Source organism: Lamprobacter sp., assembly GCF_034860625.1.
GTDB lineage: Bacteria > Pseudomonadota > Gammaproteobacteria > Chromatiales > Chromatiaceae > Lamprobacter.
Map to the genome: position 1 here is coordinate 1 of NZ_JAYESN010000035.1, position 21,765 is coordinate 21,765.

Annotated in this window: 19 protein-coding genes and 2 pseudogenes; 9 read left to right on the forward strand and 12 right to left on the reverse strand. The window is 61.2% G+C overall.

Features of this window, described 5'->3' with window-relative positions:
* The coding region (locus VBE63_RS11145; protein WP_323683100.1) for an HAD family hydrolase at positions 1-764 on the reverse strand (764 nt) is incomplete at its 3' end.
* Positions 765-1,093: 329 nt separating this feature from the next.
* Here VBE63_RS11145 and VBE63_RS11150 point away from each other — a divergent pair.
* Together VBE63_RS11150 and VBE63_RS11155 are read left to right on the forward strand one after the other, a co-directional pair.
* Complete coding sequence (locus VBE63_RS11150; RefSeq protein ID WP_323683101.1) at positions 1,094-1,564, forward strand: YbhB/YbcL family Raf kinase inhibitor-like protein; 471 nt, start codon at positions 1,094-1,096, stop codon at positions 1,562-1,564.
* A 10-nt stretch (positions 1,565-1,574) separates the two neighbouring features.
* Positions 1,575-2,111 (forward strand): hypothetical protein, encoded by a 537-nt coding sequence (locus VBE63_RS11155; protein ID WP_323683102.1) that lies wholly within the window; start codon positions 1,575-1,577, stop codon positions 2,109-2,111.
* Between the two features lie 44 nt (positions 2,112-2,155).
* On the opposite strand, the gene zwf is transcribed toward VBE63_RS11155, so the two are convergent.
* The 3 genes from zwf to glgX all read right to left on the reverse strand — a co-directional run bounded on the left by zwf (position 2,156) and on the right by glgX (position 6,940).
* The gene (gene zwf / locus VBE63_RS11160; protein WP_323683103.1) at positions 2,156-3,721 is read right to left on the reverse strand and encodes a glucose-6-phosphate dehydrogenase; all 1,566 of its coding nucleotides are present in this window, start codon (positions 3,719-3,721) and stop codon (positions 2,156-2,158) included.
* A complete protein-coding gene (gene gnd, locus VBE63_RS11165) occupies positions 3,721-4,737 on the reverse strand; it encodes a phosphogluconate dehydrogenase (NAD(+)-dependent, decarboxylating) (RefSeq protein ID WP_323683104.1) in 1,017 nt (338 codons plus the stop codon). The genes zwf and gnd overlap by 1 nt, the downstream gene beginning before the upstream one ends.
* Before the next feature lie 130 nt (positions 4,738-4,867).
* A complete protein-coding gene (gene glgX, locus VBE63_RS11170; RefSeq protein ID WP_323683105.1) occupies positions 4,868-6,940 on the reverse strand; it encodes a glycogen debranching protein GlgX in 2,073 nt (690 codons plus the stop codon).
* A 185-nt stretch (positions 6,941-7,125) separates the two neighbouring features.
* Here glgX and VBE63_RS11175 point away from each other — a divergent pair, with 185 nt between their 5' ends.
* The 7 genes from VBE63_RS11175 to VBE63_RS11205 all read left to right on the forward strand — a co-directional run bounded on the left by VBE63_RS11175 (position 7,126) and on the right by VBE63_RS11205 (position 14,807).
* The gene (locus VBE63_RS11175; RefSeq protein ID WP_323683106.1) at positions 7,126-7,722 is read left to right on the forward strand and encodes an NUDIX hydrolase; all 597 of its coding nucleotides are present in this window, start codon (positions 7,126-7,128) and stop codon (positions 7,720-7,722) included.
* Between the two features lie 588 nt (positions 7,723-8,310).
* Complete coding sequence (locus tag VBE63_RS11180) at positions 8,311-9,462, forward strand: cobalamin B12-binding domain-containing protein (protein WP_323683107.1); 1,152 nt, start codon at positions 8,311-8,313, stop codon at positions 9,460-9,462.
* Complete coding sequence (locus tag VBE63_RS11185) at positions 9,462-10,436, forward strand: GGDEF domain-containing protein (protein ID WP_323683108.1); 975 nt, start codon at positions 9,462-9,464, stop codon at positions 10,434-10,436. The genes VBE63_RS11180 and VBE63_RS11185 overlap by 1 nt, the downstream gene beginning before the upstream one ends.
* 105 nt (positions 10,437-10,541) lie before the next feature.
* Positions 10,542-11,717, forward strand: coding sequence for a hypothetical protein (locus tag VBE63_RS11190; protein ID WP_323683109.1), 1,176 nt, complete (start codon positions 10,542-10,544; stop codon positions 11,715-11,717).
* A 109-nt stretch (positions 11,718-11,826) separates the two neighbouring features.
* Positions 11,827-13,041 carry an HD-GYP domain-containing protein gene (locus tag VBE63_RS11195; protein WP_323683110.1) on the forward strand — a complete coding sequence of 405 codons (1,215 nt, stop codon included), beginning with the start codon at positions 11,827-11,829 and terminating at the stop codon, positions 13,039-13,041.
* 387 nt (positions 13,042-13,428) lie between these two features.
* A complete protein-coding gene (locus tag VBE63_RS11200) occupies positions 13,429-14,220 on the forward strand; it encodes an N-acetylmuramoyl-L-alanine amidase family protein (RefSeq protein ID WP_323683111.1) in 792 nt (263 codons plus the stop codon).
* A gap of 50 nt (positions 14,221-14,270) precedes the next feature.
* Complete coding sequence (locus VBE63_RS11205; RefSeq protein ID WP_323683112.1) at positions 14,271-14,807, forward strand: hypothetical protein; 537 nt, start codon at positions 14,271-14,273, stop codon at positions 14,805-14,807.
* 426 nt (positions 14,808-15,233) lie between these two features.
* On the opposite strand, the gene VBE63_RS11210 is transcribed toward VBE63_RS11205, so the two are convergent.
* The 8 genes and pseudogenes from VBE63_RS11210 to VBE63_RS11245 all read right to left on the reverse strand — a co-directional run bounded on the left by VBE63_RS11210 (position 15,234) and on the right by VBE63_RS11245 (position 21,758).
* Entirely contained in the window at positions 15,234-15,407 is a 174-nt protein-coding gene (locus tag VBE63_RS11210; protein ID WP_323683113.1) for a UPF0175 family protein, read from the reverse strand.
* 39 nt (positions 15,408-15,446) lie between these two features.
* On the reverse strand, positions 15,447-15,815 hold the full coding sequence (locus VBE63_RS11215; RefSeq protein WP_323683139.1) for a recombinase family protein: 369 nt from the start codon (positions 15,813-15,815) through the stop codon (positions 15,447-15,449).
* 321 nt (positions 15,816-16,136) lie between these two features.
* Entirely contained in the window at positions 16,137-17,423 is a 1,287-nt protein-coding gene (locus VBE63_RS11220) for a dihydroorotase (protein ID WP_323683114.1), read from the reverse strand.
* A gap of 328 nt (positions 17,424-17,751) precedes the next feature.
* Positions 17,752-18,714: pseudogene (locus VBE63_RS11225) on the reverse strand (aspartate carbamoyltransferase catalytic subunit); the annotation flags it as partial.
* 191 nt (positions 18,715-18,905) lie between these two features.
* Positions 18,906-19,424: pseudogene (gene pyrR / locus VBE63_RS11230) on the reverse strand (bifunctional pyr operon transcriptional regulator/uracil phosphoribosyltransferase PyrR); the annotation flags it as partial.
* Between the two features lie 13 nt (positions 19,425-19,437).
* The gene (gene ruvX, locus VBE63_RS11235) at positions 19,438-19,950 is read right to left on the reverse strand and encodes a Holliday junction resolvase RuvX (protein ID WP_323683115.1); all 513 of its coding nucleotides are present in this window, start codon (positions 19,948-19,950) and stop codon (positions 19,438-19,440) included.
* 35 nt (positions 19,951-19,985) lie between these two features.
* Entirely contained in the window at positions 19,986-20,549 is a 564-nt protein-coding gene (locus VBE63_RS11240) for a YqgE/AlgH family protein (RefSeq protein WP_323683116.1), read from the reverse strand.
* A 144-nt stretch (positions 20,550-20,693) separates the two neighbouring features.
* A complete protein-coding gene (locus VBE63_RS11245) occupies positions 20,694-21,758 on the reverse strand; it encodes a TonB family protein (protein WP_323683117.1) in 1,065 nt (354 codons plus the stop codon).
* Between the last annotated feature and the right edge of the window lie 7 nt (positions 21,759-21,765).

A 21,765-nucleotide genomic window follows, 5' to 3' on the forward strand; every position in this document is an offset into this window, starting at 1 on the left:
GTTGCTTCGGTTGCTTCGGTTGCTTCGGTTGCTTCGGTTGCTTGGGCTACTAGCGTTGCGGTCCCCGCTGTGGGCAGCGGCTCGGGGTCGAGCTGCAGGGCATGTAGGACGCGCCAGCCCAACTCGTCTGGCGAACGGCTGATGACCTCGGCGGGGATCTCGTGCTTTAGGTGCAGCCGGTCAAAGTCTTCGAAGCCGTAGGAGACCATGAACGGATGCATGCCTGAGTTGATAGCGGCGCGAAAATCCTTGGCCTCGTCACCGCAGGCAAAAGCGCAAGCGGGATTGATACTGAAGCGCTCCCGCGTCTGCCGGAAATAGCCGAGCTTATCCTCGCTCAGCGGCAGGTGCACGAGGAAATCCAGTAGATCCGGCTCGATGCCATGCCGATCGAAGAGTTTGGTCAGAGTCACCAGGGGTTCGTTGGTGATGTTGCGCGTGACGATGCCGACCCGCACATCGTCGGCAGCGGCAAGACGACGCACCAGCGCCTCGATGCCGTCGAACATGCGTGCCTCTTCGCGATAGACCTCGGTCAGTGTATCGATGAGCTTGGTGCGCCGTCCGGGGCCGATCTGGCGCCGCAGGTTCTGCGGCATCTCCTTGAATCCACCAATGTATTTGAACAGGTTGCGGCGCTTCTGAAACCGCGCGAGTGGGCCGATATCCATGCCGAGGTGAGCGAAGGCCTTCTCGATGGCGCGAAAGGCGTCGATCGTGGTGCCATCGGCATCGAGGATCACAAGGCGTTTGTTGCTAAACATTGCGCTTACCGGGCTCAGCAATGGTCTTAGAAAGGGCCTTGCAGTGGCGAGTTGGCGAGGGCTGGTGCTTCGCTGGTCGCCTGCTGTTCTTGGGGACGACGAATCGCACGGCGGCGTGATTTTCGCACATTGGCGGCCTCTGCGGAGCCATTCTGCTGCGCAACGCACCGCGATTCCGTCGCGTTCGTGGCGACCTGCTCGTTGCTGTCGACCGGGCAGGGCGAGTCTGTGCTTGCGACAGGGCCAAGCCAGCTAGTCCGGAGCCTGTACAATGAGCCCTTGCGCAGGTTTGACCCTTGTCGTTTCCTTGTCATCGCACCGAGGTAACCATGCCGTTAACGATTCGATCGAGCGCGTTTGCGGAGGGCGGGGTCATCCCGGTCCAGTACAGTTGTGACGGTGAGGACCGCTCGCCGCCACTGGAGTGGGATGGGGTGCCGGAGGGTACCGAGAGCCTGGCCTTGATCATCGATGATCCGGATGCGCCTGACCCCGCCGCGCCGACCATGACCTATGTGCACTGGGTACTCTACAACCTGCCGCCCTCGCTCGGCAGGCTGCCGGAGGCCTTTGAGCCGGCGACCCTGGCCACGGTGATCGGCGAAGGCATCAACGATTGGCGGCGCACGGCCTACGGTGGGCCCTGTCCGCCAATTGGCCGCCATCGCTACTTCCATAAGCTGTACGCGCTGGATACCAGCCTGTACGGCCTGCTGCGCCCAACCAAGGCCGATCTTGAGCGCGCGATGCGCGGACATGTGATCGAGCAGGCGACTCTGATCGGCACCTATCAGCGCTGAAATCCCAGACATGACGCTCAAGCTGCCGAAGCGCTATATCACCTTCCTCGCCATCTGCATGGTGGCGGGGCCATTCATCTGGCTGGTGCTGACCGAGGACGGTCAGCGGCGCAGCGATCTGTTTCTGCTGCATCTGCTGGGGCATCGGCCGTTCAATCTAGCGGTCGCGAACCTACTACCGGAGGTCGATGAGGAGGCGCTGCTGGCGCAGTTCTCGCGCATCGAGTTTGCCTGCGATGATCAACCGCGATCGTTTGGCGATCGCCGTTGTGCCGCTAAGATTGGCTCATTCAATGGTGTGCCAGCACGCAGCGCTGAGCTGTTCTGGAACAACGGCCAACTCAAGGCGGTGCGGATCGACTACCGGGGGCGCTGGCATCACATTCTGCTCGAAGAACTGAAACAGCGCTATGGTCCGCCAAGGCGCGACAGCATCGGCTCTGGCGTGGTGCTGGCTTGGCGGTTCGATGGGGGCATGCTACTGGTTCCAGAGGCGCTGGTTGCCGACGAGCCACCGGTCTTGATGTGGGTGAGCGGTCAGGGTTGAGCCTTCCGACTGGCTCGGCATGACCAACCTGTTGCGGGTGAAACTCAACCGCGTGGATGTGCCTTCGGCGTCTCAATGCGACGCCATTGGCGGCCGTCGCGCTTGATCATATCGCCAGCGGCTGGTGGTCCCCAGGTGCCCGCCGCGTAGTTGGGGAACTCGCGCGGTGGCAGCGCGGCCCAGACGTCGATCACCGACTGCACGATCTCCCAACCCTTCTCGACTGTGTCGGCGTGCTTGAACAGGGTCGCGTCGCCCTTCATGCAGTCGTAGATCAGGGTCTCGTAGCCGGTGGCCGGCTTGTTGCCGAAGTAGTCCTCGTAACAGAAGTCCATGTTAACGGTGCCGATCTTCATCGTCGGCCCCGGCACCTTGGCGCCGAAGCTCATCTGAATGCCTTCGTTGGGCTGGATGCGCAACACCAGCATGTCGGCCTCGAGTTCGTCGACGTCGGTGTCTTGGAACATGATGGTGGGCGCCTTCTTGAAATGGATCGACACCTCGGTGTACTGCGCGGTGAGCCGCTTGCCGGTGCGCAGATAGAAGGGCACACCAGCCCAGCGCCAGTTGTCCATGGTCAGCTTGAGCGCGGCGAAGGTTTCGGTGTGCGAGTTGGGCTTGACCCCGGGCGAGGTCCGGTAGGCCTTGACCTGCTCGCCATCAGGCATGGTGCCAGCGCTGTATTGGCCGCGGACCGTATGGGTGAGCACCTGTTCCGGCGTCAGCGGTTGGATCGCATCCAGCACCTTGTTGACCTCGTCGCGGATCGCCTTGGCATCGAACGAGTTCGGCGGCTCCATGGCCAGGAAACCCAGCAGTACGAGCAGGTGGTTCGGCATCATGTCGCGCAGCGCGCCGGCTTCCTCGTAGTAGGCGCCACGATGCTCGACACCGACCGATTCGGCCACCGTGATCTGTACGTGGTCGATGTGGTTGCGGTTCCAGAGCGGCTCGATGAAGCTGTTGGCGAAGCGGAACACCATGATGTTCTGCACCGTCTCCTTGCCCAGATAGTGGTCGATCCGATAGACCTGATCCTCGTCCATGTTCCGGTGCAGGTCATCGTTGAGGGCGATCGCGGAGTCCAGATCGCGCCCGAACGGCTTCTCGATGATCAACCGTCGCCAGTCGTCCTCGGTCTCATGCAGCAGCCCGACCTCGCCGAGATGATCGGTGACGATGCCGAACATGCTCGGCGGGATGGCGAGGTAGAACAGATAGTTGCCTTCGGTACCGCGCTCGGCATCGATGCGGCTCAGGTTCTCGCATAGCCGCTCATATTCAGAGCCCTCGAGCATGTCGATCTTCATGTAGTGGATGCGCGCTTCGAGCTGCGCCCAGACCTTTGGCTTGAACGCCTCGCCCGAGGTCTCGTGCAGGTGCTCCGACATCATGTTGCGGAAGCCTGCGTCGTCGAGATCCAGCCGGTCGAGGCCGAGCATCACGAAACTCTCGGGCAGTAGTCCGGCGGACCAGAGGTGATAGAGCGAGGGGATCAGCTTGCGCTTGGTCAGATCGCCGCCGGCGCCGAAGATGATCATGACGTTGGGTGGCGCCGGTGGCGCCGTGTTGAAGCCGGTATGGTTCAACGACATGGTTTGCGGTTCCATCAGCCCTCCGATTTCTCGTGGTGGCCGCCGAACTGGTAGCGCATCGCTGAGAGCAGTTGATTGGCGAAGCCGGCCTCGCCCTGCGAGTTGAAGCGCTCATAGAGCGCGGTGGTGAGCAATGGGGCCGGGGTGCCGCTCTCGATCGCGGCGATGCTGGTCCAGCGGCCCTCGCCGGAGTCGGAGACGCGGCCGCCGAAGGCCTTCAGCTCGGGGTCTTCAGCCAGGGCATTGGCGGTGAGATCCAGCAGCCAGGAGGACACCACCGAGCCGCGCCGCCAGACCTCGGCGATGCGTGGCAGGTCCATCTCATACTGATAAAACTCGGGGTCAGAGAGCGGTGCGGTTTCGGCATCGACGGCATGATCGGCGCGTCCAACGCCGGCGTGCTTGAGGATGTTCAGTCCCTCGGCATAGGCGGCCATGAGCGCGTACTCGATGCCGTTATGGACCATCTTGACGAAGTGGCCGGCACCGTTCGGCCCGCAATGCAGATAGCCAAGCTCGGCCTGGTCGTGTTCGCCACTGCGGCCGATGGTGCGCTCGATGTCGCCGGCACCGGGCGCGAGTGCTGCAAAGACGGGGTCCAAGTGTTTGACGGCATCGTTGTCGCCACCAATCATCAGGCAGTAGCCGCGCTCGAGGCCGAAGACACCGCCACTGGTGCCGCAGTCGACGAACTGGATGCCCTTGGCATGCAACCGCTTGGCGTGGCGGATGTCCTCCTTGTAGTAGGAGTTGCCGCCGTCGATGATCATGTCGCCGGGCTCGAGATGCGGCTCGAGCTGGTCGATGACCTTGTCCACCACGGCCGCTGGCACCATCACCCAAGCCGCGCGCGGCTTGCTGAGCTTGGCGCAGAAGTCGGCGATGTCGGTGCTACCCGTGGCGCCTTCTTTTTCGAGCTCCGCGACAGTGGCTGGGTCGGTGTCGTAGACGACGCAGTCATGGCCGGCGCGCATCAGTCGTTGCACCATGTTGGCGCCCATGCGCCCGAGGCCGATCATTCCGAGTTGCATGCTGGCTTATCCTCTCTGTCGTGGGTTCTACCGAGATTAGGCAAGGGGTTTGCACGGGTTGGCGCGGCGAGCTGACCTCGGCCGCGCGGGCGTTCAACAGATGAAGACCAGGGTCGACGCGCGGGTTGCTTCAGCGAGCCTCCAGCACCAGGACGCTGCGCGCCTGTGCACGGATGCCGTCGCGGTCGATCCGCTGCTGATCGTGAAGGGACCAGATGTAGGGTGCTTGGGCGGTATCGATGGCGCTATACCAGCGCCGGCCGGGCATCGGTGGCAGCTCGAACTCCTTCGGCTCTTTCCACATGTTCATGATCACATGCAGATGTGGTTCGTGCGGCTCAAATCCGGCCAGCGTGAAGGCGAGCACGCGGGTTCCCGGATCATCCCAGAGTGGTGTGTCGAGCTTGGTCCCGTGCCAGCGGATGTCCGGGATGCCGCCCTCGTGGGCGGGCTGGCCGGTGAGAAAACGGTCGCGCCGCAGCGTGGCATGGCGATGCCGAAAGGCGATCATCGCGCGGGTAAACGCGAGCATGGTGCGATTGTCATCGGCCAACCGCCAGTCGATCCAAGACAGCGCGTTGTCTTGGCAGTAGGTGTTGTTGTTGCCCTGCTTGGTGCGCAGCAGTTCGTCACCGGCAAGCAGCATGGGCACGCCTTGGCTGAGCAGCAAGAGTGCCATGAAGTTGCGCGCTTGTTGCTGGCGCAGGCGGAGGATCTCCGGGTCGTCGGTCGGGCCTTCGACGCCGCCGTTCCAGCTCAGGTTGTGATTGTGGCCGTCGCGGTTGTCCTCGCCATTGGCCTGGTTGTGCTTTTCGTCGTAGCTGACCAGGTCATGCAAGGTAAAGCCGTCATGGCAGGTGATCAGGTTGATCGAGTTGGCGGGGCGGCGACCGCGGCTCTGATAGAGGTCGCTCGAGCCGGCAATGCGGGTGGCGACGTCGCCGATCAGACCGCCATCGCCGCGCACGAAGGCGCGCATCACATCGCGATAGTTACCATTCCATTCGGCCCAGCGAAAACCCGGGAAATCGCCTACCTGATAGAGCCCAGCGGCATCCCAGGCCTCGGCGATGATGTGTGCGCGGCCTAGCTCGGGCGAGAGCTCGACCGACCAGAGCACCGGGGCGTGATACTGCGGCTCGCCATCTTCGCCGCGCGCCATGGCGCTGGCGAGGTCGAAGCGGAAGCCGTCGACGTGCATGTCGCGCGCCCAGTAGTGCAGCGAATCGATGAGGAAGCGCGTGACGATCGGGTGGTTGCAGTTCACGGTGTTGCCGCAGCCGGTGTAGTCGCGGTACTGGCTGCGGTCATTGAAGTCGAGGTGGTAGAAGACCTCGTTGCCCATGCCCTTGAAGTTCATGATCGGGCCCTCGGCGCCGCCCTCGGCGGTGTGGTTGTAGACCACGTCGAGGATCACGCCGATGCCAGCGCGGTGCAGCGCCTTGACCATGTCGCGGAACTCGTCACGCGCCTGGCGCGGGTCGCAGGCATAGTGCGGGTGCGGCGCGAAGAAGCTATGGGTGCTGTAGCCCCAAAAATTCTTTAGCCCCATCTGTGCGGTCTTCGGCGGCACGTCCTGGAGATCGAAGGCCATGATCGGCAGCAGCTCGACATGGGTGATGCCAAGCTCGGTCAGGTAGGGGATCTTCTCGATGATGGCGCGGAAGGTGCCCGGATGCTGGGTATCCGCCGAGGGATGACGGCTGAAGCCGCCAACGTGCAGCTCGTAGATGACGGCCTCGGTGAGCGGCACATGCAGATGCTGGTCGCCCTCCCAGTCGTACGCGTCGCGGATCAACAGCGAGCGCATCGCGGTGGCGAGATTGCTGCCTGGGCGACAGGCAGCGGCCCGGTCCCAGAGTCGATCACTCACGGCGGTGCACCAGGGGTCGAGCAAGAGCTTGTCGGGATCGTGGCGACAGCCGCTCTCGCGAGTATCACTGGGGCCGTCGATGCGCCAGCCGTAACAGATGCCGTTTGACAGTCCTTCAACCAGCACATGCCAGAAGAAGAAGGTGTGGTTGGTGTTGGGGTCAAGCTGGATGATCTGGAACGGTTCGCGGCTGTGTTCATGCTCGAACAGCAGCAACTCCACCTGGGTGGCATGCCGCGAGAAACAGCAGAAATTGACGCCGTTGTCGGCGAAGGTCGCGCCGGAGAGTCCCCAGTCTCCAGCTTGGGTGCGATAGTGCGTGGCGGCCATGAGCGGGGTTTCCTTCTAAGTCGGGGCTGTGCGAGCCAGGCGCCTTTCAGCTTGGCGCCGAGTCTCTCTTACCCCAATGGTAATGCCTTGGCGCAGGCGAAGATACGGCCCTGTGCTCAGGCCGTCGCCAATAAGGCGGCGGTGAGCGCGTAGAATGTCGAGAGTTCAATCTGAGAGCATCACGAATGCGATATTGCAGCGAATGTGGGTCGGGCGTCACCTTCACCGTGCCAGAGGGCGACAACATGCCGCGGCACGTCTGTGCCCAGTGCGGCGCCATCCACTATCAAAACCCGAAGATCGTCGTCGGCTGCATTCCCGAGTGGGAAGATCAACTGCTGCTGTGCAAGCGCGCCATCGAGCCGCGCTATGGGCTTTGGACGCTCCCAGCCGGGTTCATGGAGAATGGTGAGACGGTGCAAGAGGGTGCGGCACGCGAAACTTTAGAAGAAGCAGAAGCTCGGGTTGAGGTCGGCGCCCTCTATGCACTGTTCAACCTGCCGCACATCAATCAGGTCTACATGCTCTTTCGGGCGCGCTTATTAGCGCCCGAGTTCGGGCCGGGGACCGAGAGTCTTGAGACGCAGCTGATGAGCGAGTCCGAGATCCCCTGGGATCAGATGGCCTTTCCGGTGATTCAGGAATCTTTGCGGCTGTACTTCCGTGACCGCGCAGCCGGTCATTTTCCGCTGCGCGCTGGTAGCATTCGACGACTCGATGGACCCGGGCGACGCTACGAGGTCAGGCTCGAGGACCTCGCTGCGGGTGTGGGTGGCGGTTGAGTCGACTGGAGGCTGGAACCATGTCTTGCCAGAACCCCATGCCGCAAACGATTGGTCACAGGTTGCTGCGATGGACTGCTCTGTTAATGGCGCTGATGGGGCTTGCGGGCTGCGGACCACAGATCGTCTACGATTTTGTACCGCCGGAATCTAGCGAGGGGCGTCTCTGCACTGCTCAGTGTCAGCATTCAGCGGCCCAGTGTCGTCAGATGAAGCAGATGGCTCGTCAACAGTGCCAAACAAACTACAGCGCGATGCGGCAGAACTACAACGCCTGTAAAGAGAGTGGCGCTAAGCACTGTGTTGGACCAACCCCCTGTCCCTATGACAGCACGAGGGAGTGCGATCAGAATTTTCGCGAATGCTTCGCCGCTTGCGGTGGTCAGGTGATCGCTCGCGTTATCCATTAGGGACATGCGTGTTGGTGCGCGAAGGCGCTCAACGGCTGCCGGGCGGGCATGGACGCATTTAGTGTCCGCGTTTGAGTTGATCTGGTTCGTCCAGCTGTCCATAATTCTGGCAAGGGTAAACCGTCAAGGGTAAAAGTCTTGTATTTGCTATGGATAACCTTATTCCAAGAGCAGAATGATGGCCGCATCCGAGCGACAGGTTGCACTCTTTGCGAGCAGCAAGATGCTGCCGGCAATCCCCCCGGAGGCCAGCACTGGCTACACCCAGGTGTTGCCAGAACTGGTGCTTGCGGTCAATGAACGGATGCGCGCCCATCCAAGCTACGCCGAGTGGTTGGGGGCCCATCCCCCGCAGTTGCTGTCCGACAACCATCGCCATGCCGGGCAATTCATGGATGAGATCTTTGCGACCAGCAACTTTGATCTGCTCGCGGCCAGCCTACCTTGGGTCTACAACGCCTATCACATGCGCGGCGTACCTTATGACTATTTCCAGCATGAGCTTAGCTGTTGGAAGGAGGTTGTTGCAGGTGCGCTGCCCTCACAGCAGGCGAAGGCGATAAACCAGGTCTATGACTGGATGCTTGCTCAGCATGAGTCTGTGATCGCGCTGGCCGCGGAACGTGCGCCCCTGGTCAAACCAGTCGACCCTGAGCTCGCCGAGATCTTCGCGTCCGTGATCGATGCAGCACTCGCTCACGACGCCGATCGTGTCTTGCAACTCTGCCGGGCGAAGCGCGAGGAGGGGATGACGTTGCCGGCACTGTTGCAGCTGTTGATCTATCCACTCATGAGGCGCGTCGGTTGTCTCTGGGAGACGAATGAGCTGTCATTCTCCGCCGAGCATGAGATCACGGCGATGATCAACCGAGTGCTTGCGGCACTGTACTTTGATCAGCCGTTTCCGATGCCGGCACGCGGTCGAGCGCTGGTTGCCGCGAGCATGAATGAGTACCACGAGATGGGTGCTTGGATGGTCGCGACCTGTCTTGAGCTCGATGGCTGGGATGTGGACTATCTCGGCGTCAACCTAGACCAGACGGCGCTTCTGAGACGAGCCGGCGAGTTCCAGCCGCACCTGGTTGCATTGTCGGTTTCGATGCCCTTTAACTTGCGTGCTGCCCGACAGGCCATTGCGGCGCTGCGGGAACAACTGCCAGGGACGACCGTCATGATTGGCGGTCAGGTCTTTCAATTGCTACCGGAGCTCGCCGAGGGAATGGGAGCCGATGTCTGTCTGCATGATTGCCAGGCGGCGATGCATTGGGCGCGCTCAATGTCCTGCGGCTTCGACGGTGATCAGTCGCTCAATGGCAGAGAGGATGACTGATGTTGGGGGCCGATAGTGACGCGTTTCGGCAAGCGCTGGATGATTTCGCCCTCGTTTCCGGTTATCTCATCGTCGCCATTGTCGATCGGTCAGGCATCGTTCGCGACATCAATAAGGGCTTCGAGATCGGGGTTCGCCCTGCGGGCGACCCCCGTGGGCAGCCCTTGGCCAGCTTCTTGACAACGGCCTCAGAACAGCCCCTGGATGTGCTGCCCGGTCTGCCTGGTGGCGCGCCGTTGCCCTATTGTTTGCGCACTTGGGATGGGAAAGACCTGCTTGTAAACGCCTACCCCCTCGCCGATGAGCTTGTGCTCTTGATTGGTGCTGTCACGAGCCCCGATGAGTCACAGACGGTTCAACGCATGTCGCGACTGACAACCGAGATGGGGAATCTGGTGCGCTCACTAAGACGCGCAAATCAGCGCATCCAGTGCCTTGCTGACCAAGACGGGCTCACCCAGCTGGCCAACCGTCGCTATTTCATGGAACGCTTGGGGGTCGAATTGGCGCATGCGCTGCGTCACGGGCGGCCGGTCTGTCTGCTGATGCTGGACCTGGATCACTTCAAGCGTATCAATGATCGTTTCGGTCATGCGGGTGGTGACACCGTATTGCGAGGGTTTGCTGAACTGTTAAGAGCGCGTGCGCGTGCTTCTGATCTCGCGGCGCGGTTGGGTGGCGAAGAGTTTGTCCTGATGTTGCGCGATGCCAATCCCGAGGATGCACTAGAGGCTGCTGAGCGTATTCGTTGCGATGCCGCGTCCCTCCGTCTGCTTGGGCGAGAGAATCTGCTCACGGTGAGCATTGGCGTTGCCGTGCAGCAGATCGGGGATGAGCCGGATGCCATACTCATGCGCGCCGACGAAGCACTCTACGCGGCCAAGCACGCAGGCCGAAACCAGGTGATGAAGATGGGAGTAACCGGCCAACAGGATATCGATCACAGGTTGGCTTACCCGCATCCGATGCGCTGAACCCTGGGGCGTCACCACGGCTGAGCGCTAAACTTTTTTGCCATGCAACCGATATAGATAAGGTAAAGAAGGACGTTTTTTCGCCTTGCGCGCCCCGAGGTTATCATGAATGTTGTCAGCAGCGAATTGAGCTTAGCTTCCTCTCGGACCTACAGCCGAATCGAGACTTCCACCGAGCGTCTTGAGATCAGCGGACGGGCTCGCATCATCCCGAGCGACGCTGCGCAGAATCGCGCTGGGCCAAGGCCAGAGGCTAGCGCTACTGCGGTAGTGCTCTCCGGGCAAGGGCGAGCGCTTGTGGCCGCTGAGCTAGCCTATGGCGAGTTGGGTCACAGAGGTCGCACGGATGACAAAGGTCATCACGCGGGTCATCCAGGCGGAGCAACAGCCGATGCCATCGAATCCGCTGCTGAAGAGGCGCGCAAAGATCCCGGCAACCAATTGCTGATTGCGCTGGTGGAGTATCTCACCGGCAAGCGGATACGCTTCATTGAGAGTAAGGACTGTCGGTCGGATCAGTGCGCGCCTGGGAAAACGACGCAGTCCGGCGCTGCTGATCCTCATCCCAGATCGGCTGCTAGATCAACAGCGGCGCCTGGTCAGCAGCTGGGCGTCTCGGTCCATTATCAGCGTTCTTACCGTTTGGAAGAGCATGAGGCCATGCATTTTTCCGCCGAGGGTGTGATCCGCACCGCCGACGGCAAGAACATCCGCTTTGCAGTTGAGTTGGGCATGCAGCGCTCCTATCGCGAAGAAAGCCATCTGGAGATCCGGATGGGGCCACTGGGCCAACGCGAAGACCCCATCGTGATCAATTTTCCCGGCATGGCTACGCAGCTGCGCGATCAACGCTTCGACTTTGACCTGAATGGCGACGGGGAGCTGGAGTCGCTCCCCCTGTTGGCCAATGGGAGTGGCTTCCTGGTCTTCGATCGAAATGCCGATGGTCAGGTGAACGACGGTACCGAGTTGTTTGGCGCGCTGAGTGGCGATGGCTACGCGGATCTCAAGGCTCTGGACGAGGATGCGAACGGCTGGATCGACTCCGCCGACTCTGCCATGCATCAGCTCTATCTGTGGCTGCCAGAGGCAGGCGGCGATGGTAAGCTCATGACGCTTGAGGAAGCCGGAGTAGCGGCCATTTCAACATCCAGTATTGCCACCCCGTTTGAGCTCAGGGGGCAGCACAATGCCGATCTCGGCGCGGTGCGCTCCACCGGGCTGTACCTGAGCACGGATGATCGCGTCGGGACTACGCAGCAGATCGACCTGACGGTTTGAGCCCACTAGAACCAGCGAGTCCGGCATCCTGCCGGACAGCGGTTTGCTGTGGGCCACGCGAGCGAGCAGACACAGTACAGGCAACTTGAGGCAAAGAGAGCGGGACGCCTTGATCAAACGTATTCCAGTCGAACAGCTTCGCCTTGGCATGTATGTGCATAGCCTCAACTGCGACTGGACGAATCATCCCTTTCTGCGCAATCGTTTTCGGCTGGAGGACGAGGGCCAAATCAGGCGCATACGCGAGATTGGCGTGTCTGAGATCGATATCGATACCGATCTTGGGCGCGACGTCCCGAACGCTTTCCGTGTCAGCGAGATGGCCCAGCCTCCAAGCCGATCGTTTGATGCCGCAGCGCGGCAGCGACCACCCGCGTTTCACGGCACAACGCTCACCGAAGAGCGTGCTCGAGCGCGGCGAATCCTTCGCGAGGCGAATCGCGTGGCGGAGCTGATCATGGAAGATGCTCGCCTAGGGCGACAGCTCGAGCTCGATCCTGCCCGCGAACTGACCAGTCAGACCATCGCCTCGATTGTGCGCAACCAGGATGCCCTGCTCGGACTGAACCGCATCCGTTCCGTTGACCGTTACACCTTCGAGCACTCGATCAACGTCAGCGTGCTGATGGTCGCCTTTGCGCGCTCGCTCGGGATGGAGCGGGCAGTGATCGAGGAGATTGGGCTGGGCGCACTCTTGCATGATGTGGGTAAAAGCCGGATTCCGGAAGCCATCCTCAACAAACCCGGCGCTTTAACAGACGCCGAGTTCGAGATCATGCGCCTGCACGTCTCCTACGGGCAAGACATCTTGGGGCAGATCTCGGGCGTGCCAGCGACTGCCCTTGATGTGGTGCTCGAGCATCACGAGCGTCTCGATGGAAGCGGCTATCCCCTCAAGAAGGCGGGTCAGTCGATCTCGCGCTTTGGTCAGATGGCGGCCATCGTCGATGTCTACGATGCGCTCACGACTCAACGGGTTTATCACAGCGCGATGTCGCCGCATGAGGCGCTGCGCAACCTCTTGCAATGGAGCCCGCGACAGTTCGATCGAACCTTGGTCGAGCAATTCATTCGTTGCGTCGGCATCTACCCGATCGGAACCCTGGTGCGGCTCGAAAGCGAGCGTTTAGCCGTGGTTGTAGAAACCGGTCGCGAGCAGTTCTTGAAGCCTGTCGTGCGCCTCGTCTTCGACATCAACAAACGTCGGCGTCTGATGCCCCAAGACATCGACCTAGCAAAGCCCACAGCCTACGGGCAGGACCGGATTATCGATGCGGTCGACCCCGCCGACTGGGGCCTACGGCCAGAGTACTTGCTGCGCTAGCCTGCTGGCGCCAAGTCCTCTTCCGTGCCTGCCGCCGACGCGACTGGGCTGGTTTAATCAGTGATCGATCTAAGCTGGTGTTCTTGCGCTCCGTCAGCAGGACTCCGCCTCAAATCTAGGTGCTGAAAAGCACAGGGTAGTGCGTTTTCTCGGGATTCGCATCGCTCCACCGCATGAACTGAACCATGACCGGCCGCCCGCGGTGGTGCAAGATCCACCAGCCGCCTAACGCTTCTCGCCTCCGCGGCTAGCGGGAATTGCTGTTGCTGGAACTGGAAAAGACAGTCAAGTTGCTATATTTTCGACGGCAAGGTTCACGGCTTCAAGAGTTGCCGGGATCGAAAGTTTCCAACTCCTCATGATTTTCATACCCTAGGAGGTCATTTCATGGGAAACAAGAGCTATGCGCTAGTATCAAAAATGCGAGATCCTTCGGTGAGAATGGCGCTCGCGAATGCTTTGAAAGACGATGGGAGATTGAGTTACGACGAAATCCTCATGATTGTCGCTAGCACCTATGATTGGGGCATCGTAACCTGGCATGAATTCAACGATCTAAAGACAATCTTGAATGAAGCTAAGACGATCGATCAGCGCTCCAAGAACTATATCAACAATTTCCTAAACAAATTGTATCACGATTATTTAGCGAATCAGTCTAAAAAGAAGGCATTCACACTGCCCTATACTAAGGACCATATTCCAAAGACAACAAATAATAGCCGCCGCCCCGGTTATGCGATGACACCCCAGTATCTGACAATTCACTCAACTGCTAATCCAAAATCGTATGCAACAGGAGAGCGCAAATGGCTAACGAATCCAACCAATAATCGTACTGCTAGCTTTCATTTGGTTGTCGACGAAAAGGAGGCGATTGAGTGTTTGCCACTAAATGAAGTCGCTTGGCATGCCGGAGATGGCGGAAAAGGGACAGGAAATCGCAAGTCGATTGGGATGGAGATCTGTGAGTCTGGAGATCGTCAAAAGACACTTGAAAACGCTATCTCTCTGGCGGCAAAAATTCTCAAGGATCATAGTTGGGATACTACGAAATTGAAACGTCACTACGATTGGACGCAAAAGATCTGCCCACGCATCCTTATCGACAGTGGTCAACGCGACAAGCAAACGCAAACCTGGGAGTGGTTTACCAAGCAAGTGGCTACTCTGCTGTGAGTACGCGGTGGTTTCGGCTTCTTCTGGCAGTTCTTTGGCTACTTACGGGATTGTCCCGTGCAACTTGGGCTAGTGAGCACGAGCATGAGCAGTTGCTTTCCGCCGCGAACCAAGTATTGATGGCCCTTAGAACTGGGGATTTCAATCGCTTAAGCGAGCAGATTCACGAGAATACGGGAGTCGGCATGTCTCCCTACAGCCGGAATTTGACGGAACTCTTCGTGGTAAAGTTCAACAGAGAACAAGTCATTGCTTTTGATGACGACGAAACGCTCTATCTGTGGGGTCGCTATGACGGTATCGGTGATCCGATTCGGTTGACAGCCAAATCATATTTTAAGGAATTTGTCTACGATATCGATTATTCCAGCATGGCGAAGGTGTACGTGATACCGTCGGAGAAAAAGATTCCAGCAGAATTTTCGGCATTAAGAGCGGCTTATCCCCACGCTTCGATTGTCCACTACCATTATCAGGGTAGCGAGGATGTAGCGCACAACGATTTTCGGGATCTGCTGATGCTGTTTGATCAGATTGATAACCGTTGGTTTTTAATTGGCATCAGCCACGGTGAGCGCACGATTTGATTTTTTTATCCACGCCAGTGCTGGATCGTGATTCGGTTATTGTGCCGATTTGGCCTTGATCATCGGTTGGTTGGGTCAGGCTGCAATGATTGCTTCCTTGGTCTCACCGGCGCGAGAGTTTGTCAACAGTTGGTCGAAACCTTCGATCTGCAGCAGCGTATGTAAGATTCAGGTATCGCGCAGATAGAGCTTTGGCGAATCCCCAGCCTTATCTTCAGGTTGGTCTCGACGTCTTTGATCGCCGGACGAAACAAACCGGACAACGGGTCTGATCAGGATACGTGTAAATTTTAGTCATCTTGCCCAGACGCTGAGCGTTCGCCTACTTCCCGAAGGAGTTTCTGGACCAAGTCGTCTGAAGCGTAGAGCCCGATTTTCCCCCCCTTGCCAAGCAAGATCAACGGCGAGGCGTTGAGGACCCAGCGGCTAGGCGCCATGGATCTCCTCGGCAAGCTCCGCCGCCTTTCCCTGTGACACGATCCCTTGTGCGTACCACTGGACTGCTGCGGCGATGCGCATCTCCCGTGCGAACTCCCTCGGCGCCAGGCGGAGCGCGCCGAAGGCCGATGCATCGAAGTCGAAGGTGATCGTGGTCGTCATGGCTTCGCTCAGGGTTGTCACAGGTATCAGTTAGCGGAGTCAAGGTGCTGGGCTCGGGGCCGGTCCATGCACAACAGGCTGCAGGGTGCTGATGCCGACGCCCAACTCGGTGGCGATCTTCTGGATGCCTTTGCCTTGTCGACGCGCCGCTCGGATCCGTTCTTCGACACGTTCAGGCGTGCGCGGCCGACCGAGGATTTTGCCCTGTGCCCGCGCTCGCTCCAGGCCAGCGCGAACTCCCTCGCGGATCATGGCGCGCTCGAACTCGGCAAACACGCCGCACATCTGGAGCATGGTCTTCCCGGCCGCGGTGGTGGTGTCGATACCCTGTTGATGCAAATACAGATCGACACGCTTGGCCTGCAGGTCCGAAAGCAGCGCCACGAGTTGCTGCAGCGACCGCCCCAGTCGATCGGCCGACCGTTGTAGAGCTGGTCATATCCGGGTCGCCGGTCCCGTCCCTTGGCACCGCTGATGCCTTGGCCGATGTACTCTGCCGCAACTTGCCAACCCATGCGCTTGGAGCTGATTATCCTGCGTCTGCTCGCCTGTCGAGACCCTGGCGTAGATGGCAATCCGCTTGTTCATCGATCCAAGGGTATACCAAAAACAACTCTTTTTAGGATAAAGCAGCAAGGGCCTGCGAGTCCTCGCAGGGCAGGGGAGTTGGTGCGGTCTTGCCCCGATCGACTAGCGGCAAGGGAAGATGCCTGCTTGGTTGGAACGGGATTAGGCGCGCTCGTAGACTAGCCTGCCATTGCTCAGCGTGTAACGCACGCGACCCTGCAGCTCGCGGCTAAAGAAGGGAGTGTTCTGGCCGTGGCTGAGCCAGTGCTCGGCTGTGGGGCGCCAGCGCTCGTTGGGGTCGAACAAGCAAAGGTCCGCGCGGGCGCCGATCTCGATGCGGCCATAGGGGCGATTCAGGATATCCGCCGGCTTGCAGGTCACCCGCGCTAACGCGGTGCTGAGGTCCATCACGCCATCGGCGACGAGCTCGAGCACCAACGAGAGTAGGGTCTCGAGCGCGGAAATCCCGGGTCGTGTCTGCGGAAAGGGGGCGAGCTTGGCGTCGGGCTCGTGCGGGCGATGATCGGAGCAGATCGCCGAGATGGCGCCGCTGGCGACCGCCGCGCGCAGGGCATCGCGATCGCGTTCGGTGCGCAGTGGTGGGATCACATGGGCGTTGGCGTTGAATCCATACAAGTCATCTTCGGTCAGGAACAGCTGATGGGCGCTGACGTCGGCGCTGGCGGCGATGCCGCGGCTGCGGGCCTCGGCGAGCATCTCGGTGGCGCGGGCGGTGGAGAGGCCGCGAAAGTGCACGCGGGCGCCAGTCTGCTCGGCTAGCGCGAGATCGCGGGCGACGGCGACGGTCTCGGCAGCTTCGGGGATACCGGGGAGTCCAAGCTGGGTGCTGACGCGGCCTTCGTGCACCAGGCCGCCCTCGCTGAGGTCGTGATCGGCGGGGTGCAGGAAGCAGGTGAGATCGAAGGTGGCGGCGTATTCCAGTGCCCGACGTTTGACGCGGGTGTTACTGATGGTGCGATCGGCATTGCCGACTGCCGGACAGCCGGCCTCCTTGAGCGCAGCCATCTCGCTGATCTGCAGCCCGGCTAGCCCCTTGGTCAGGGCGCCGACCGGCAAGACGCGCGCTTGGCCGCGCGTCTTGGCGCGGCGGCGGATCAGCTGCGCGACCGCCGGGGTGTCGATCACTGGGTTGGTGTCAGGGGGGCAGCAGAGGGTGGTGATGCCGCCGGCTGCGGCGGCGCGGGTCTCGCTTTCAATGGTGCCCTTGTGCTCGAGCCCGGGCTCGCGCAGACGGGCGCAGAGATCGACCAGGCCGGGGCAGACGACGAGGCCGGTGGCATCGATGATGCGTTGCGGCTCAAACCCGTCGGGCATGGCGCCGATGGCGACGATACGCCCGCCGATCAGATGCAGGTCGATGATTTGGTCGAGACCGCTGGCGGGGTCGATGACCCGGCCTTGCTGGATGCTCAGGCGCCGCTCAGCCATGAAGTGTGCCGTCTTGGTTGCTGCTGGTCTGATGACTGGATTGGTCGAGACTGGTCTGGTCGAGATGAGCGTCGCGCCTTGAGTCTGGCTGCGGCTGACCGGCGAGCTGGGGACCGAGCTGGCGCCAGCGTTGCAAGAGTGATTGGCCTGGCAGGTCGGCCTCGAACCCAGGCTCAAGCGGCTCGGCTCCAGACTCGGCGCCAGCTCTAGCCCCGGCCCCGGCCCCGGTATCAGCCTCAGCCTCAGCCCTTACTCCGGTCTTTACATCCGCGGCCCCTTCGACACCGACCTCGCTCGCCTCCGCGCCGCGGCTGGCCTTGGCCAACGCCAGATTTTGGGTGCCAATGCACATCGACATCACCGCCATGCGCACCGCCAGCCCATTGCTGACCTGCTCGAGGATCACCGAGCGCGGGCCATCGGCGATCGCGGAGTCGATCTCGACGCCGCGGTTGATCGGGCCTGGATGCATGACGATGGCATCCGGCTTGGCCTTGTCAATGCGTTGTTCGGTGAGGCCAAAGAGCTGGAAGTATTCGTGTTCGCTGGGTAGGAAGGCGCCGTTCATGCGCTCACGTTGCAGCCGCAGCATGATGATCACATCGGCATCGCGGATGCCCTCGTCGAGGCTGGCGCAGACGCGCACCCCGAGCGCCTCCTCGGCCAGCGCTGGGATCAGGGTGCGCGGGGCGACCACGCGCACCTCGGCAGCACCCAGCGTGCGTAAAGCGCCGATCTGCGAACGGGCGACGCGCGAGTGCAGCACATCGCCAACGATCACCGCGATCAGCGGCTCGAACGCGCCCTTGTGGCGGCGGATGGTGAACATGTCGAGCATGCCCTGGGTCGGATGTGCATAGCTGCCGTCGCCGGCGTTGATGACGCTGACGAAGGGCGCGGCATGCTCGGCGATGAACTGCGCGGCACCGCTGTCGGCGTGGCGCACCACGAACATGTCGACGTTCATCGCCTCCAGGTTGCGCAGGGTATCGAGCAGCGTCTCGCCCTTGGCGGTGGCCGAGGTGCTGATATTCAGGTTCAGTACATCGGCTGAGAGCCGCTTCGCCGCCAGCTCAAAGGTGGTGCGGGTGCGGGTGCTGTTCTCGAAGAAGACGTTGGCGATGATCTTGCCGCGACAGAGCGGGACCTTCTTAACCGCCTGACGGGCGACGCCGAGAAAGCCCTCGGCGCGATCGAGGATCTCGGTGAGCAGGGCGCGATCGAGGCCGTCGGTGGTGAGGAAATGTTTGAGTCGGCCCTCGTCGTCGAGCTGCAGCTGGCGCGGGTCCATCAGCCGGCCCCGCTGGAATGGCCATTGGCGTGACCCTTGCCATCGTCACTCGCGTGATTGTCTGAATTGCCGCTAACCTGACCGTTGGAATGGCTGCCCGCCTGGCTGTTAGCTTGGTCAGTCGGGCCGAGACCTGAGCGTGCAGTTGGATCAGCGTTGAAGGCCGCGCCGTCCTGATGACTGTCGGGATCGACGCGGCCGCGCTTCAACGTCAGCGGCTCGGGACCGGTCAGCTTGATCTGCTCGCCTGGCTCGAGCTCGGCGTAGAGGCCGACCACATCGGGCTCGATCGGCAGCTCACGGCCATCGCGACCGGCGAGGATGGCGAGCACCACCGAGGCCGGGCGGCCGTAATCGAACAGCACATTCAGCGCGGCGCGGATGGTGCGGCCGGTTTGCAGCACGTCGTCGACCAGCACGATGTGTCGGTCATCGACCGGCACCGGGAGATCCGACGGGCGGACCTGCGGATGGGTGCCGATGCGAGTGAAGTCGTCGCGGTAAAACGAGATGTCGAGCTGGCCCATCGGCTCTTGCAGGCCAAGGCGCCGGTGCAGCCGTTCGGCGACCCAGACCCCGCCGCTGTGGATGCCGACCATCAGTGGCCGGTCGATGGCGCGGGCGGCCAGGAGGGCGCCGAGCTGATCGGCCATCTGGCCGATCGCGGTATCGACCTCGTCGGCGGACTGCCAGGTGTTCATGGTGGTCATGGCATAAGGTTCCTTAGGATGCGCCGGGGGCGGAGGGCGGCGGTCGCTCAGTGGCGGATTGGACAGATGACACCCTGGATGCGGATGAGGGTGCGGATGAGACTGCGGATACCACCTCGGCTGATGGGGCATCGGCGAGCCAGGTCTCGAGGATCAGCTTGGCGGCTTGCGCATCGATCCGGTCGTCCGCTCTGTACGGACTCAGCTTGAGCTGGCGCCGGGCTTCGAGGCTGGTCAGGCGCTCGTCGACCAAGTGGACATGAAGGCCAAAGCGACCCTGTAATTGGCGCGCGAAGCGGTGCACGCGATCGCTCCAGCGCTCCTCGCTGTCGTCCATGTTGAAGGGTAACCCCACCACGACGGCATCCGGCTGCCATTCGCGGATGATGGCTTCGAGCCGTTGCCAGTCGGGGCGCTGCCCTTGGGCGCGAACCGTCTCCAGTGCCGTTGCCGTGCCCGTGATGGTTTGGCCAACCGCGACGCCGATTTTGCGTGGGCCGAAATCGAAGCCGAGCAGGGTCGCCACGGTTGTCGCTGCCTACTGGTCTGCGCGATGCCCGATCAGGCGTGGCCAGCTTGGCCGCTGAGCAGGTTGAGATCAACGCCGAGCAATTGCGCTGCTGACTGCCAGCGCTGCCCCGATGGCGTTGAGAACAGGATCTGCCCATTGGCAGGGCCACTGAGCCAGGCGTTGGCGATCATCTCCTGCTCGAGCTGTCCGCTTCCCCAACCGGCATAGCCGAGGGCAATCAGTCGATTGGCCGGGCCTTGGCCCTTGGCGATGGCCTCGAGCACGTCACGCGACGTGGTGACCTGGATCTGATCGGTGACCCGCAAGGTGGAATCAAAGTTGAAGTTGCCGTCGTGGATGACAAAGCCTCGATCGGTCTGCACCGGGCCACCCAGATAGACCGGGGCATTGCTGACATTGCTGACTTCGGGCTCGATCTCGAGCTGGGCTAAGACTTCGCCGAGCTGGATCTCCATCGGTCGGTTGATCACGATGCCCATGGCACCCTCTTCGGAATGCTCACAGACATAGGTCACCGTGCGCGCGAAGTTGGGATCTTGTAGGCCCGGCATCGCGATGAGAAAGTGGTTAGTCAGCGAGGTTGCATCAGTCATAGCGATAGTATCCAGTCCGCTCGAGCACCTGGCAAGCCATTGCTTTTCTGCTAGCCCCTGGTCTGCTCGAGACCGCGGGCTGTCATCCTGAGACTGCGGGGCCAGTCCATGGCTGATTTCAGCCATCGCTGCTGAGTGGTCCATTCAATTGCCCCAGCCCAGTGCATGATTGCGTTGAAACTGCCAGGTTCGCGTGATATCGAGCACATCGGTTTCATGCTTGATGTTGGGCGGGAAGGGGGCAAAGGGCGCCGCGAGCTCAACGATGCGAATAGCCGCATCATCCAACACCTGATGGCCGGACGAGCGCACCACGCGAATGCCCTCGAGGCTGCCGTCGGCGCGAACCGCAACGTGCAGGATCAAGCTGCCAAACAGGCCCAGCTCTCTGGCCTCGCGTGGATAATTGAGATTGCCAATGCGCTCCACCTTGCGCCGCCAGGCCTCCATATAGTTGGCATAGAGGTATTCGCGGGTTGCGGTGCTGATCGCCTTGCGTCTGGTGCGGCTCGCATAGGCATGGCTGCGCTCTTCGATGCGGGCCGCCAAATCGGCCATTTCGGCGTGACGGCTGGCAAAGATGTCCGCCGCTGAGACCGAGGGCAATGGCGGCTGATCGAGCTCCGAGCGGCTGATTGATGGCGGTGACGGGGCGTTTTCACGCGGACGCTCCGCGTCCTTTTGTCGCTCAGCCGCCATTGGTCGCTCAGACAGGGCATCAAGGTCGAGGCTGCTGGCCAACAGGGGCTCCGCCGGGGCGTGGATTGGCTTCGTCGCGAGCACTGGCGCGAGGCGCTCAGCAGGGGGCGCTGGCTCGGGTGCGGCTGTTGGCGCCGGCAGTGGATCAGCCGTCTGGGCTGGATCAAGCCGCTCGCTGGCATCCATCGCCGGGGTTGGCCTGAGGAGATCGGTCACTCCGAGCGGTTGCTCGAAGCTTTTGGAAGCCTTGGCTGCAGTGAGATCAGGGCTGTCGGGGGTGCCATGGATGGCGTTCTCGAGCTCAGGCAACAGGGCTTGGGTTTCGCCAGCTCGGTCAGACTGCGCATGCACTACTGCCGCAACTCCAGCCGCCGATTCCTGGGCGGGTTGGGTCACAACCAGCAGCTCGAGGGTCTGCGTTGGCCTGGTGCTCGGTGAGGGGGCCTTGATGCTCAGTCCGAACAGCAGGACTGCATGCAACGCCAGCGCAATCGCGAGCGCGACCGGCATCGACCAA

What these genes read in the sequence shown, in the direction of transcription:
- VBE63_RS11240 (WP_323683116.1), bottom strand. Translation starts at nt 20,549, where the DNA reads ATGACTGATGCAACCTCGCTGACTAACCACTTTCTCATCGCGATGCCG.
- VBE63_RS11180 (WP_323683107.1), top strand. Translation starts at nt 8,311, where the DNA reads ATGGCCGCATCCGAGCGACAGGTTGCACTCTTTGCGAGCAGCAAGATG.
- zwf (WP_323683103.1), bottom strand. Translation starts at nt 3,721, where the DNA reads ATGGAACCGCAAACCATGTCGTTGAACCATACCGGCTTCAACACGGCG.
- VBE63_RS11190 (WP_323683109.1), top strand. Translation starts at nt 10,542, where the DNA reads ATGAATGTTGTCAGCAGCGAATTGAGCTTAGCTTCCTCTCGGACCTAC.
- glgX (WP_323683105.1), bottom strand. Translation starts at nt 6,940, where the DNA reads ATGGCCGCCACGCACTATCGCACCCAAGCTGGAGACTGGGGACTCTCC.
- VBE63_RS11185 (WP_323683108.1), top strand. Translation starts at nt 9,462, where the DNA reads ATGTTGGGGGCCGATAGTGACGCGTTTCGGCAAGCGCTGGATGATTTC.
- VBE63_RS11155 (WP_323683102.1), top strand. Translation starts at nt 1,575, where the DNA reads ATGACGCTCAAGCTGCCGAAGCGCTATATCACCTTCCTCGCCATCTGC.
- gnd (WP_323683104.1), bottom strand. Translation starts at nt 4,737, where the DNA reads ATGCAACTCGGAATGATCGGCCTCGGGCGCATGGGCGCCAACATGGTG.
- VBE63_RS11210 (WP_323683113.1), bottom strand. Translation starts at nt 15,407, where the DNA reads ATGACGACCACGATCACCTTCGACTTCGATGCATCGGCCTTCGGCGCG.
- VBE63_RS11200 (WP_323683111.1), top strand. Translation starts at nt 13,429, where the DNA reads ATGGGAAACAAGAGCTATGCGCTAGTATCAAAAATGCGAGATCCTTCG.
- VBE63_RS11150 (WP_323683101.1), top strand. Translation starts at nt 1,094, where the DNA reads ATGCCGTTAACGATTCGATCGAGCGCGTTTGCGGAGGGCGGGGTCATC.
- VBE63_RS11220 (WP_323683114.1), bottom strand. Translation starts at nt 17,423, where the DNA reads ATGGCTGAGCGGCGCCTGAGCATCCAGCAAGGCCGGGTCATCGACCCC.
- VBE63_RS11175 (WP_323683106.1), top strand. Translation starts at nt 7,126, where the DNA reads ATGCGATATTGCAGCGAATGTGGGTCGGGCGTCACCTTCACCGTGCCA.
- VBE63_RS11245 (WP_323683117.1), bottom strand. Translation starts at nt 21,758, where the DNA reads ATGCCGGTCGCGCTCGCGATTGCGCTGGCGTTGCATGCAGTCCTGCTG.